The 12,075-nt window shown below is 66.6% G+C and carries 12 protein-coding genes; 5 read left to right on the forward strand and 7 right to left on the reverse strand.

Annotation, left to right across the window (positions count from 1 at the left end; genetic code table 11):
* Positions 1 to 44: 44 nt before the first annotated feature.
* Positions 45 to 1,196 (reverse strand): bifunctional diaminohydroxyphosphoribosylaminopyrimidine deaminase/5-amino-6-(5-phosphoribosylamino)uracil reductase RibD, encoded by a 1,152-nt coding sequence (gene ribD / locus AC3WMR_RS24275; protein ID WP_492265761.1) that lies wholly within the window; start codon positions 1,194 to 1,196, stop codon positions 45 to 47.
* A 214-nt stretch (positions 1,197 to 1,410) separates the two neighbouring features.
* Here ribD and AC3WMR_RS24280 point away from each other — a divergent pair, with 214 nt between their 5' ends.
* Together AC3WMR_RS24280 and AC3WMR_RS24285 are read left to right on the forward strand one after the other, a co-directional pair.
* Positions 1,411 to 1,977 (forward strand): cysteine hydrolase family protein, encoded by a 567-nt coding sequence (locus AC3WMR_RS24280; protein WP_492265760.1) that lies wholly within the window; start codon positions 1,411 to 1,413, stop codon positions 1,975 to 1,977.
* A 26-nt stretch (positions 1,978 to 2,003) separates the two neighbouring features.
* Positions 2,004 to 2,963, forward strand: a complete 960-nt coding sequence (locus AC3WMR_RS24285) for a GlxA family transcriptional regulator (RefSeq protein ID WP_492265759.1) — start codon at positions 2,004 to 2,006, stop codon at positions 2,961 to 2,963.
* A 13-nt stretch (positions 2,964 to 2,976) separates the two neighbouring features.
* Here the strand turns inward: AC3WMR_RS24285 and nrdR are convergent, their stop codons facing one another.
* Positions 2,977 to 3,456 (reverse strand): transcriptional regulator NrdR, encoded by a 480-nt coding sequence (gene nrdR, locus AC3WMR_RS24290; RefSeq protein WP_025137582.1) that lies wholly within the window; start codon positions 3,454 to 3,456, stop codon positions 2,977 to 2,979.
* 127 nt (positions 3,457 to 3,583) lie between these two features.
* Positions 3,584 to 4,834, reverse strand: a complete 1,251-nt coding sequence (gene glyA, locus AC3WMR_RS24295; protein WP_175217863.1) for a serine hydroxymethyltransferase — start codon at positions 4,832 to 4,834, stop codon at positions 3,584 to 3,586.
* A gap of 206 nt (positions 4,835 to 5,040) precedes the next feature.
* Between glyA and AC3WMR_RS24300 the strand changes: the two genes are divergently transcribed.
* The gene (locus tag AC3WMR_RS24300; protein ID WP_492265758.1) at positions 5,041 to 5,679 is read left to right on the forward strand and encodes a LysE family translocator; all 639 of its coding nucleotides are present in this window, start codon (positions 5,041 to 5,043) and stop codon (positions 5,677 to 5,679) included.
* 71 nt (positions 5,680 to 5,750) lie between these two features.
* On the opposite strand, the gene AC3WMR_RS24305 is transcribed toward AC3WMR_RS24300, so the two are convergent.
* Together AC3WMR_RS24305 and tyrS are read right to left on the reverse strand one after the other, a co-directional pair.
* A complete protein-coding gene (locus AC3WMR_RS24305) occupies positions 5,751 to 6,407 on the reverse strand; it encodes a YbhB/YbcL family Raf kinase inhibitor-like protein (protein WP_492265757.1) in 657 nt (218 codons plus the stop codon).
* Positions 6,408 to 6,505: 98 nt separating this feature from the next.
* Complete coding sequence (tyrS, locus tag AC3WMR_RS24310) at positions 6,506 to 7,735, reverse strand: tyrosine--tRNA ligase (protein WP_175217862.1); 1,230 nt, start codon at positions 7,733 to 7,735, stop codon at positions 6,506 to 6,508.
* Positions 7,736 to 7,995: 260 nt separating this feature from the next.
* Here tyrS and AC3WMR_RS24315 point away from each other — a divergent pair, with 260 nt between their 5' ends.
* Together AC3WMR_RS24315 and AC3WMR_RS24320 are read left to right on the forward strand one after the other, a co-directional pair.
* The gene (locus AC3WMR_RS24315; RefSeq protein ID WP_492265756.1) at positions 7,996 to 9,405 is read left to right on the forward strand and encodes a M23 family metallopeptidase; all 1,410 of its coding nucleotides are present in this window, start codon (positions 7,996 to 7,998) and stop codon (positions 9,403 to 9,405) included.
* Between the two features lie 211 nt (positions 9,406 to 9,616).
* Entirely contained in the window at positions 9,617 to 10,705 is a 1,089-nt protein-coding gene (locus AC3WMR_RS24320; RefSeq protein WP_492265847.1) for an anhydro-N-acetylmuramic acid kinase, read from the forward strand.
* Positions 10,706 to 10,842: 137 nt separating this feature from the next.
* Here AC3WMR_RS24320 and erpA read toward each other — a convergent pair whose 3' ends face one another.
* Both erpA and AC3WMR_RS24330 read right to left on the reverse strand, forming a co-directional pair.
* Positions 10,843 to 11,214, reverse strand: a complete 372-nt coding sequence (gene erpA / locus AC3WMR_RS24325) for an iron-sulfur cluster insertion protein ErpA (protein WP_006388644.1) — start codon at positions 11,212 to 11,214, stop codon at positions 10,843 to 10,845.
* Positions 11,215 to 11,300: 86 nt separating this feature from the next.
* Positions 11,301 to 12,047 (reverse strand): DUF6776 family protein, encoded by a 747-nt coding sequence (locus AC3WMR_RS24330; protein ID WP_492265755.1) that lies wholly within the window; start codon positions 12,045 to 12,047, stop codon positions 11,301 to 11,303.
* Positions 12,048 to 12,075 lie beyond the last annotated feature (28 nt).

Raw genomic sequence — 12,075 nt, forward strand, 5'->3', positions numbered from 1 at the left:
GGGGCGGCTGATAAAGAAGAGCGAAGCGCGCTCGGACGCAGCCCCTAGGAAAGCGTCGGCAGTTCGACCCGGCGCATCAGCTCGCGCCAGTGATCCGCCACCCGCGCGCGCACACGCAGGTCGGCGCCCAGGCGCTCGGCGTCGATGAATTCGTAGTGCGGGGCGGCCTCCAGCCGCTCCAGCAGCGGCAGCTTGACCAGGCCGGCGGCATCACCCAGCAGCATCGGCGCCAGGTAGACCAGCAGTTCGTCGATGCAGCCCGCCGTCACCAGCGCCCCGCTCAGGCCGGCCCCTGCCTCGACGTGGACTTCGTTGAATTGTTCTGCCGCGAACCAGCGCATCATCGCGGGCAGGTCGACCCGGTCGGGCTCCTGCCCGGGCAGCTCGACCACCCGCACGTTTTTGGCCGCCAGCCGCGCAGCTTTGGCGGCATCGGCGCGGGCGGTGAACACAATGACCTCGCCGCCATCGATCAGTCGAGCGTCTTCCGGCAGCTCGAAGCGGCCGTCGACCACTGCCCGGCGCGGCTGGCGCGGCGCGGCCAAGCTGCGCACGGTCAATTGCGGGTCGTCTTTCAGTACGGTGCCGATGCCGGTCAGGACCACGCAGCTGCGCGCACGCCAGTGGTGCCCGTCGGCGCGCGCCTCGGGGCCGGTGATCCACTGCGACACGCCGTTATGCAACGCGCTGCGACCATCCAGCGACGTGGCCATCTTCAGCCAGGTCCAGGGCAGCCCGCGACTCATGCGCGACATGAAACCCGCGTTGATGGCCAGCGCCTCGTCGCGGCAAACGCCGGTGGTGACGGCAATGCCGGCCTCGCGCAACCGCGCCAGGCCACGGCCATTGACCAGCGGATTGGGGTCACCCAGCGCCACCACCACCCGCGCCGGCCTGGCGGCCAGCAAGGCGTCCACGCAGGGCGGCGTGCGGCCGAAATGGCTGCACGGCTCCAACGTGACATACACCGTCGCGCCGACCACCGACTCGCCCCGCGCCTGCGCATCGCGCAGCGCGCCAACCTCGGCGTGCGGGCCACCCGGCGGCTGGGTCGCGCCTTCGCCCAGCACCCGGCCATCGCGCACGATCACGCAGCCCACCCGGGGATTGGGTGCCGTGGTGGTCATGACGGTCTGCGCCAGCGCCAGGGCGCGTCGCATCCAGGTAAGGTCGTCGGAGTCGTAGGGGTGCGTCATGCCTGCGATTGTATGTCCGCCGCCCGCCGCAAGCACCCAGGGCGGCCGGTCGGCGAACACCCCGTACCCCGCCGCGCTATGATCTTCGAAAGAGCCATTTCAGCATGTCCGTTTTGGGCCGACGCTGGTCTGGAGCGGCCTCGCCCAGGGGGCTCGCCAGGGCGACAATGTCTGCCATACCCCCCTGAAATTCCAAGGCACGGAGCCCGGAACCATGAAACAAGCACTGATAGTCATCGACGTCCAGGATTCCTTCCGGCAACGTCCGTTTTGGGACGAATCTGAATATCCGGCCTTCGTCTCGCAACTCCAGGGCCTGATCGATTCGGCCGTGGCGCGCGGCATTCCGGTGCTGCAGGTGTTCCACATCAGCGCCGCCAATGATGCCGCCAACCCGTTTTCCCTGGCCTCCGGCCACGTCAAGACGCTGGACGAAATCCGCATTTCGCCCGATGCCGTGTTCCACAAGACGGTGCATTCGTCGCTGTATGCCAAGGCCGCCGACGGCTCGACCCTGCAGGACTGGCTGGCGGCGAACGGCATCGAAGGCGTGATCGTCAGCGGCATCCGCACCGAACAGTGCTGCGAAACCACCACCCGGCACGCCAGCGACGCGGGCTACAAGGTCGTGTTCCCGACCGACGCCACGCTGACCTTCGCCATGCAAAGCCCGTCGGGCCGGCATTACACCCCCGCGGAAATCCGCGACCGCACCGAACTCGTGCTGCAAGGGCGCTTTGCCCGCATCGCGCGCGCGGCCGACGCCTTCGCCAGCGCCTGATCGGGCGCCTTCGGACAGGAGCCGCGATGATTCCCGTGCACTTCGTACTGCCCCGGGGCATCGTGCTGCTGGACGTGGCGGGTCCGGCCGAGGCCTTTCGGGTCGCCAACAAGCTGTGCCCCGACGCGTTCACGCAGCACTTCTGCGGTCCGTCCACGGAAATCGAAAGCGGCATTCCCGGCCTGCACCTGGCGCGCATCCAGCCGCTGCCAGACCAGCTACCGCCCGAGGCCCTGGTGATCGTCTCGGGCGTGGTGGGCAAACCCACCCGCCTGGACGAACCCGAGGCGCGCCGCATCATCGACTGGCTGGCGGTACGGCATCCGGCCGACGGCTTCACGCTGATGACTGTCTGCGCCGGCGCATTGTTCGCCGCAGCGGCCGGCCTGACCCACCAGCGCGACTGCACCACGCACCACAGCTGCCTGGCGCAGCTTGCCGCCATGGACCCCACTGCCCGGCTGCACGACAACCGCATCTTCGTCGAAGACGGCAACCTGGTCAGCAGCGCCGGCATCACCGCCGGCATCGACCTGGCGCTGCACATGGTGTCGCGGCATTGCGGGCCGCGCGTGGCCAGCGAGGTGGCGCGCGACATGGTGGTCTATCAGCGCCGCGCGGGCACCGATTCGGCGCTGTCGCCGTGGCTGGAACACCGCAATCACATGCATCCCGGCGTACACCGCGTGCAGGACGCCGTGGTCCGCAACCCGGCCGCGGACTGGTCGGCGCAATCGCTGGCCGAGCAGGCCCACACCAGCGCGCGGCATCTCACGCGGCTATTCCGCGAGCACGCGGGCTGCACGCCGATGGACTATCTGTATCAGATCCGCGTCGCGCTGGCGCGCGACATGCTGCGCGAAACGCGCTTGAACCTGGAACTGGTGGCGGAAAAATCGGGCTTTGGTTCGGCCCAGCACCTGCGCCGCGTATGGCGCCGGTTCCAGCCGCAGACGCCAAGCATGGCGCGGGCGGAACCTCAATAGACGGCGCGCGCCGTCATTCCTTGCGCAGCTTGCCCGGCAGCAGCGGCCCCTGCATTTCGCGGATGGCCTCGACGAATTCGCCGATGTCCTCGAAGCTCTTGTAGACCGACGCGAACCGCACGTAGGCCACCTTGTCGAGCTTGCGCAGCTCGGTCATGACCAGTTCGCCGATGTGTTCGGTGGGCACTTCACGCAAGCCGCTGGCCAGCAGCTGTTCTTCGATGCGGGCCACGGCCCCGTCCACGTCTTCGGTGCTGACCGGCCGCTTGCGCAGCGCCAGGCTCAGGCTGGCGCGCAGCTTGGCCGGGTCGTATTCGCTACGGCTGCCGTTGCGCTTGACGACCGACGGCATGGCAAGCTCCACCCGTTCGTACGTGGTGAATCGCTTGTCACAGGACTGGCAGCGGCGCCGGCGGCGGATGGCGTCGCCCTCTTCCGAGACACGGCTGTCGACGACCTGCGTTTCGGAATTGCCGCAAAATGGACACCGCATGTGTGATCCCTGAAAACACGGAAAGGCAATAATTCGTCGACATTGTAACGATGAAACAAACAAAAGGACGGCCCCTTGCGGAGCCGTCCTTTGCGCAGGCTGGACGGCTGACGCCGCCAGCGTCGTCTTACTTCTTGCCGTAGACCGGCAGGCGCGAGGTCAGCTCGTTGACGCGGGCGCGCACGGCGGCGATGTTGGCCTCGTCACGCGGGTTGTCCAGCACGTCGGCGATCAGGTTGGCGGTCAGTTCCGCTTCGGCTTCGGTGAAGCCGCGGGTGGTCATGGCCGGCGTGCCCAGGCGGATGCCGCTGGTCACGAAGGGCTTTTCCGGATCGTTCGGGATGGCGTTCTTGTTGACCGTGATGTGGGCCTGGCCCAGCACCGCTTCGGCTTCCTTGCCCGTGATGCCCTTGGCGCGCAGGTCCACCAGCATGACGTGGCTTTCGGTACGGCCCGACACGATGCGCAGGCCACGCTTGACCAGCGTGTCGGCCAGCACCTTGGCGTTCTTGACCACTTGCTGCGCGTAGGTCTTGAATTCGGGTTCCAGCGCTTCCTTGAAGGCCACGGCCTTGCCGGCGATGACGTGCATCAACGGACCGCCCTGGATGCCGGGGAAGATCGCCGAGTTGACGATCTTTTCGTATTCGGCCTTCATCATGATGACGCCGCCGCGCGGGCCGCGCAGCGACTTGTGCGTGGTCGAGGTGACGAAGTCGGCATGGGGCACCGGGTTGGGGTAGGCGCCGCCCGCCACCAGGCCGGCGTAGTGGGCGATGTCGACCATGAACAGCGCGCCGTTTTCATGGGCGATGCGGGCCATGCGCTCGAAATCGATGTGCAGGGCGTAGGCCGAAGCACCCGCCACGATCAGCTTGGGCTTGTGTTCGCGGGCCAGTTGCTCGACCTGGGCGTAGTTCAGGACCTCGTTTTCGTCCAGGCCGTACGAGATGAAGTTGTACAGCTTGCCCGAGGCGTTGACCGACGCGCCGTGGGTCAGGTGGCCGCCTTCGGCCAGGCTCATGCCCAGCACGGTGTCGCCCGGCTTCAGGACGGCCATGTACACGCCCTGATTGGCTTGCGAGCCCGAGTTGGGCTGCACGTTGGCGGCTTCGGCGCCGAAAATCTGCTTCAGGCGGTCGATGGCCAGTTGCTCGACCACGTCGACGTATTCGCAACCGCCGTAGTAGCGCTTGCCCGGATAGCCTTCGGCGTACTTGTTCGTGAGCTGCGTGCCCTGGGCTTCCATGACGGCCGGGCTGGCGTAGTTCTCCGAAGCGATCAGCTCGATGTGCTGCTCTTGGCGTACGTCTTCCTTCTGGATGGCGGCCCAGACGTCCGGGTCAGCCTTGGAGAGGGTGAGGTTGCGGTCAAACATGACGGGAGGTTCCTGAAGCGGGTAAGAGAGGAGGAAACTGCGCCCGGGTGGGTAAACCCGGATAATGACGAATAGTTTACCGCGTCATCTCGATTCCCTTGTCGCCAAAATGCCCCGAATGGCGGCAAAATTCCCCGCATGGGCGCGAAATATCTGACATTTCCCCACACCAGGAAAACGCGCTCAACCCGACTTGAGAAACTTTCATGCAAACCCAGACCTTGATCGCCTACACCCTGGTCGCCGCCGTCAGCGTCGTCACGCCGGGCCCCGCCAGCATCCTCGCCATGCGCAACGGCGCGGCCGGCGGCCTGCGCGCCGTGCTGCCGTCGTCGCTGGGTAACGTCACCGGCCTGTTCCTGCTGTCGGCCGCGGCCATGCTGGGCCTGGGCGTGGTGCTGCAATCGTCGGCGCTGCTGTTCGCGGTGCTCAAGATCGCCGGCGCCGCCTACCTGATCTACCTGGGCCTGCGCCACCTGCTGGGCCGCAGCAGCGTGGCCGCGCCGCCGCCCGACACCCAGGGGCGCCCGCCCCGCGGCGCCTGGGCGCTCTATCTCGAAGCCACCTTCGTGGCGGGCCTGAACCCCAAGCCCATCCTGTTCTTCACGGCGCTGTTCCCGCAATTTCTGAACGCCGCCGAGCCGCTCTTGCCGCAGTTCTTCATCCTGACCGGCATCTTCATGGGCATGTCGCTGCCCTCGCTGCTGGCCTACGGCCTCCTGGCGCGGCGCGCCCGGCGCCTCTTCCAGCAACCGCGCGCCGTGCTGTGGATCAACCGCGCCGTGGGTTCGGTGTTCGTCGCATTCGGCGTGGCGCTGCTGCGCCTGAAGCGTGCGACCGGCTGATGGACATCCCTGCCGCCAGCCAATAAAAAGGGCCGCATTCTCAAGCGGCCCTTTTTTACACCCTGCGTCGATCAGGACGCCGAGGTTGCGCCGATCTGCTTGGGCGCCAGCTTCGGGTTGAGCGTGTAGGTGCCCGTCAGCGACGCCTGGGCCAGCACATGCTTCTGCAGCGCCCGCAACGCATCTTCACCGGTGAAGGCGCCCTGCAAGTTCAGCGTATGCACATCCAGCGCGTACAGCGTGAATACATAGCGGTGCACCAGCGCGTCGTTCCAGGGCGGGCACGGGCCATCGTAGCCGAAGTAGTCGCCGCTCATGTCGTGGTCGTTGGCGAACCAGGACGAATACGAGTTGATGCCCTGGCGGGCATCCATCGGCGCCAGCGGGCCGCCCTTGCCGCGCGGCGTGATGCCGTTGGAAAAGGCGCCCTCTTCGATGTCTCGCATGTCGGCGGACAGGTCCACCAGCACCCAGTGGAAGAAATCCACGCGCGGCAGGTCGGCGGGCACTTCGCGGCCTTCCTGGTTGACGTCGTCGGGCTTGGACGGCACGTCCGGGTCGTGGCAGATCAAGGCAAACGACTGCGTCCCGGCCGGGACGTCGTCCCACGAAAACTGCGGGTTGTAGTTGTCTGCCAGCGCGACGTGCGATTGCGCATCGATCTTGCCGAAGGCGTAGCGCTCCGGAATCGACTCGTTATCGGAAAAAGACAAACTCGAAAGTTTCATGTCGTGCTCCTTGAAGTGCCGCAAAGGCGTCCCTGCCTCTGACCATGCCTGTCAGCGTATCAAAAACTTTGCGATGATGGGTTCACAAAAGTTCGTCATCACGCATTCACGGTAACACGTGCGAATTTGCGCTTGCCGACCTGCACGACATAGGTACCCGCCGGCAGTTGCAACGATTTGTCTTCGACCCGGTCACCGTTCACCCGCACGCCGCCTTGCTCGACGTTGCGCTGGGCTTCCGACCCGGACGCCACCAGCCCGGCTTCGCGCAGCAGCTTCAGGATGCCGACCGGCGCGCCGCCCAGGGTGACCTCGGGCATGTCTTCCGGAATGGCGCCGTCGCGGAACCGCGCCTCGAACGACGCCAGGGCATCTTCGGCCGCCTTGGCCGAATGGAAGCGGGTGATGATTTCCTGGGCCAGCATGACCTTGGCGTCGCGCGGATTGCGGCCCTCGTCGATCGACTGCTTGAGCGCGGCGATGTCTTCCAGCGACCGGAACGACAGCAGCTCGAAATAACGCCACATCAGCGTGTCGGAAATCGACATCAGCTTGCCGAACATCGAATCGGGCGCTTCCGAGATGCCGATGTAGTTGCCCTTGGACTTGGACATCTTCTCGACGCCGTCGGTGCCCACCAGCAGCGGCATCGTCAGGATGCACTGCGGCTCTTGCCCATATTCCTTCTGCAGCTCGCGGCCGACCAGCAGGTTGAACTTCTGATCGGTGCCCCCCAGCTCCAGATCGGACTTCAGCGCCACCGAGTCATAGCCCTGCATCAGCGGATACAGGAATTCGTGCACCGAGATCGGGATCCCGCCCTTGAAGCGCTTGGTGAAGTCCTCGCGCTCCATCATGCGGGCCACCGTATAGCGCGAGGCCAGCTGGATCATGCCGCGCGCGCCCAGCGGATCGCACCACTCGGAGTTGTAACGGATCTCGGTCCGGGCCGGGTCCAGCACCAGGCTGGCCTGCGCATAGTAGGTCTTGGCATTGGCCTCGATCTGCTCGCGGGTCAGGGGCGGACGGGTGCTGTTGCGGCCGCTGGGATCGCCGATGGTCGAGGTGAAGTCGCCGATCAGGAAGATGACCTCGTGGCCCAGGTCCTGCAACTGGCGCATCTTGTTGAGCACCACGGTGTGGCCCAGGTGGATGTCCGGCGCCGTCGGATCCAGCCCCAGCTTGATGCGTAGCGGCACGCCGGTGGCGCGGCTTCGGGCCAGCTTGCGGGCGAATTCGGATTCGACCAGCAGCTCATCGCATCCGCGTTTGGCAATACGCAGATCGGCTTCGACTTCGGGGGTGATGGGGGCTTCGGAGGGAGACATTTTTTGGGGGGCCGCGACGGCTTTAGCCGATAAAAAGGTGTAAAAAGTGACGAAAACTATCGAAAATTCTAGCCGAATCAGCTAGGATACCGCCCTAATCATACGCAACTGTCATATATACGCAGTTGCTGTCCGGTCTACCACCCGTTTGTTCACAAGTTGCGCCCCGCGCCAGCCCTTGCCCCGGAAAACGTGGCGCGCGGGGGCCGTTCGTGTCACGCACCCTGCGAGCTCAAGCCACCTGAGAGGGTATCTTCACGATGAATCGTGGCCTCCACGACCTGGCGAGTAGCATCAAGCGCAAAGTTGCTGCCGTGTTTGCGCCCGTCGAGCCCAAGCCCCACCGCTCGGGACTTTTCCGCCGCACTCTCCTTGTCACCGCCATCGGCCTGTTTGCCGGCGCCGCCGCCCTGGGCATGGTGCAGCAACCCGACCGCAGCGAAATCCCCCCGTCCCGCATCATCCAGAGCGTTCTGCCGCTGACCACCGAACAGGTTGAAGTCAGCACGCCCAGCGCCGCGCCGTATATCAGCGAAACCCGCATCCGCGCGGGCGACACGCTGGCCGCCGTGCTGCAACGCCTGGAACTCGATTCGCCCGACCTGCAAACCTTCCTGACCCACGACGCCAGCGCGCGCAGCATCTACAAGCTGTACCCGGGCCGTTCCGTGCAGGCCGCGACCGACGCGGAAGGCAACCTGATCTGGCTGCGCTACATCCACACCCCCGGCAACGAAGCTGACGGCCAGGTCGTCACCCGCATGCTGCACGTGGCGCGCACCGGCGACGGCTACAAGGCCGAAGAAATCACCGAGAACACCGATCGCCAGACCCGCGTCGCCGTGGGCACGATCCGTTCGTCGCTGTTCGGCGCCACCGATGCAGCCGGCATTCCGGATTCGGTCACCATGCAGATGGCCGACATCCTCAGCGCCAAGATCGACTTCCTGCGCGACCTGCGCCAGGGCGACCAGTTCCGCGTGGTCTACGAAGTGCGCTCGCACGACGGCCGCTACGCCGGCGCCGGCCGCGTGCTGGCCCTGGAATTCATCAACGGCGGCAAGACTCACACCGCCGTCTGGTTCAGCGCCGACAACAAGACGGGCTCGTACTACGACTTCGACGGCACCAGCCTGCGCGGCGCGTTCCTGCGCACCGCCCTGAAGTTCAGCCGCATCAGCTCTACCTTCGGCATGCGCATGCATCCCATCCACAAGACCTGGACGGGACACAAGGGCGTGGACTATGCAGCCCCCTCGGGCACGCCGATCCACTCCACGGCCGACGGCACAGTGGAATTCTCGGGCTGGCAGAACGGCTACGGCAACGTGGTCATCGTCAAGCACTACGGCAAGTACTCGACGCTGTACGCGCACCAGAGCCGCATCGCCGAGGGCATCACCAAGGGCGCCAAGATTTCCCAGGGCCAGTTGCTGGGTTACGTCGGCGCCACCGGCTGGGCCACCGGCCCGCACCTGCACTACGAATTCCGCGTCGACAACCAGCCCATCGACCCGCTGTCGGTGGACCTGCCGGTCGCCCGCGCCCTCGAACCCGCCGAAATCCGCGCGTTCAACCAGGCCGTGGGCCCGTACAAGCAGCAGATCCAGCTGCTGACCGAATTCCAGCAGACCCTGCCCGACGCGCTGACGAACGTGGCCAGCCGCTAGGCAGCCCCGTCCGCATGACGCACCCGCAAAGCGGCCCGCGCATTTCGATGCCGGGCCGTTTTTTACTCAGGCGGATTTATTCATGACTGCATCTCGAAACCCCCAGCTCTCCTCGGCAGAGGCCGCTCCGCCGCAGGGCCGCCCCAAGGCGGAGCCGCCCCCCCAGGGGGCAGCAAGCCCCTCAGGGGCGCAGCGCGGGGGTCCACACTTCATCGGACTGATGTCAGGCACCAGTGTCGATGGCGTCGATGGCGTACTGGTTCGCCTGCCGGACGGCCAGCCGCCGCAGGTACTGGCCAGCGCCAGCCTGCCGATGCCGGCTGCCCTGCGCGCCGAACTGTTGGCGCTGAACGTGCCCGGCGAGGACGAACTGGCTCGCGCCGCGTTGGCCGCCAACGAACTGGCCCGCGCGTATGCGCAGGCCGTGGCCGACCTGCTCGCCCAGACGGGCCTGCAAGCGCAGGATATCGCCGCCATCGGTGCCCATGGACAGACCGTGCGTCATCGGCCCGACCGTGGCTATACGCTGCAATTGAACGCGCCCGCCCTCCTGGCCGAACTGACCGGCATCGACGTGATCGCGGACTTCCGCAGCCGCGACGTGGCCGCCGGCGGCCAGGGCGCCCCGTTGGTGCCGCCGTTCCATGCCGCCATCTTCGGCGCCCCGCAGGGCCGCGCCGTGCTGAACCTGGGCGGCATCGCCAACGTGACCCTGCTGACGCCGGGGCAGCCGCCCCGCGGCTTCGATACGGGCCCCGCCAACGTGTTCCTGGACGCCTGGTGCCAGCGCCACCTGGGCCAGCCCTACGACAAGGATGGCCGCTGGGCCGCCAGCGGCCAGGTCCTGGCGCCGCTGCTCGAACAACTGATTGCCAGCGAACCCTGGTTCGCGCTGCCGCCGCCCAAGTCGACCGGCCGCGACCTCTTCAACCTGCGCTGGCTGGACGACCGGCTGGCGGCCTACGATGGCACAGCCCCTGCCCCGCAAGACGTGCAGGCGACCCTGCAACGCCTGACGGCCCGCACCGTTGCCAACGCCATCGATGCGGCCGCTGCCGATACGCGCGAGGTCTACGTGTGCGGCGGCGGCGCTTATAACGCCGGACTGATGCGAGAACTGGCGTACTGCCTGCAACGCCCGGTGCAGGCCACCGACGCCCTGGGCGTGCCGGCCCAGCAGGTCGAAGCCCTGGCCTTTGCGTGGCTGGCGCAGGCGTTCCTGACGGGCAGGCCGGCGGGCGTACCCGAGGTCACGGGCGCCCGCGGCCCGCGCATCCTGGGCGCGCGGTACCCGGCCTGAAGAAAGACCGCCCGAGCGACCGGCCCCAAACAAAAAGCCCTTCGGCATGCCGAAGGGCTTTTTTTGTCGCTCAGGCGCAGCCGCCCGGTATCGCACAGGGCCGCCTGCGCGGACCTGACGTGATCGCTACCGGCCGCTTACACCGAGAACGACGAACCGCAGCCGCAGGTGGTGCTGGCGTTGGGGTTGCGGATGACGAACTGGGCGCCTTCCAGGTCTTCCTTGTAGTCGATCTCGGCGCCAACCAGGTACTGGAAGCTCATCGGGTCGACCAGCAATTGCACGCCGGCCTTGTCCAGCACGGTGTCGTCTTCGTTGACGACTTCGTCAAACGTGAAACCGTACTGGAAACCCGAACAGCCTCCGCCCTGCACGAAGACGCGCAGCTTCAGTTCGGGGTTGCCTTCTTCGGCCAGCAGGTCCTTGACCTTGGCGGCTGCCGAGTCGGTGAACACCAGGGGAGCAGGCGGGGCGGCCTGCAGGTCGACGGTTTCGGTCACTGCATTCATGATTCACTCCTGGCCGGTTCGGCCGTATTCCGGTGAGCGGCGTCGCCGCTCGTATACATCCACTATAGCGCAGGCCCTGCCCAGACTCAAAGTTCAAGCTTGACGCTGCGCGAGGCGCGAACGGTGTCGCCCTCGAGGACGCTGATGGTGACGCTTTCGGGGACAAATCCCTCGGGCACGGCCAGGACGCCCTGGCTGCGCTGGTATTGATCGAACTGCAACGCCAGCGACGCCGCCGTGGTGGTTTCGCCGGTGGCAGGCACCGGGCCGCTTTCGGCCCTGACCTGCATGGGGGCCAGATCCACCGTGACGGTTTCGCCCTTGAGCGTGCCGGTGGCCTGGAAGCGCAACGTGCCGGCAAACGCGGCCGCGCCATTGCGGCCGCTGCGCATCAGCAGCACCTTGTAGCGCAGGCCGGCGCCGTCGCGCTCGATCTGGGCGCCGCGGATATCCACCGAGCCTTCGGGACCCGGAGGCAGCAGTTGTTCGTAGAAAGCCAGTTGATCGCGCACCCGACCGACTTCGGCCTGGGCGGCGTGCAGCTGGGTTTCGAGTTCCTGGCGGGCGGAACGCTCGATGACCAGTTCGCCATCCGCAGTGTCGAGCTGGCCACGGATGTAGCGCAATTGCACCGCCTGCTGGCGCATGGCTTCGTCGCGCGCTTCGACCTGATCGGCGCTGAGCACCACCGCGTCCTTGGGCTGGTACACGCCGCGGGCGTAGAAATAGCCCGCCGCCAGCCCCAGCGCCACGCCGACCACGATACCGGCAGCCACGCGCAGGCCGGAACCGGCGCGGGAAGGTCGAGGTGTTGCGGACGTGTCGTTGGACATGGGAAGCGGGCCGGCGGCTAGCCGCCGG

The sequence above is a fragment of the Achromobacter sp. FW305-C-28 genome (genome assembly GCF_058783235.1).

Excerpts from the sequence above, each read along its gene's own strand:
- ribD (WP_492265761.1), bottom strand. The coding sequence starts at position 1,196 with ATGACGCACCCCTACGACTCCGACGACCTTACCTGGATGCGACGCGCC.
- AC3WMR_RS24280 (WP_492265760.1), top strand. The coding sequence starts at position 1,411 with ATGAAACAAGCACTGATAGTCATCGACGTCCAGGATTCCTTCCGGCAA.
- AC3WMR_RS24285 (WP_492265759.1), top strand. The coding sequence starts at position 2,004 with ATGATTCCCGTGCACTTCGTACTGCCCCGGGGCATCGTGCTGCTGGAC.
- nrdR (WP_025137582.1), bottom strand. The coding sequence starts at position 3,456 with ATGCGGTGTCCATTTTGCGGCAATTCCGAAACGCAGGTCGTCGACAGC.
- glyA (WP_175217863.1), bottom strand. The coding sequence starts at position 4,834 with ATGTTTGACCGCAACCTCACCCTCTCCAAGGCTGACCCGGACGTCTGG.
- AC3WMR_RS24300 (WP_492265758.1), top strand. The coding sequence starts at position 5,041 with ATGCAAACCCAGACCTTGATCGCCTACACCCTGGTCGCCGCCGTCAGC.
- AC3WMR_RS24305 (WP_492265757.1), bottom strand. The coding sequence starts at position 6,407 with ATGAAACTTTCGAGTTTGTCTTTTTCCGATAACGAGTCGATTCCGGAG.
- tyrS (WP_175217862.1), bottom strand. The coding sequence starts at position 7,735 with ATGTCTCCCTCCGAAGCCCCCATCACCCCCGAAGTCGAAGCCGATCTG.
- AC3WMR_RS24315 (WP_492265756.1), top strand. The coding sequence starts at position 7,996 with ATGAATCGTGGCCTCCACGACCTGGCGAGTAGCATCAAGCGCAAAGTT.
- erpA (WP_006388644.1), bottom strand. The coding sequence starts at position 11,214 with ATGAATGCAGTGACCGAAACCGTCGACCTGCAGGCCGCCCCGCCTGCT.
- AC3WMR_RS24330 (WP_492265755.1), bottom strand. The coding sequence starts at position 12,047 with ATGTCCAACGACACGTCCGCAACACCTCGACCTTCCCGCGCCGGTTCC.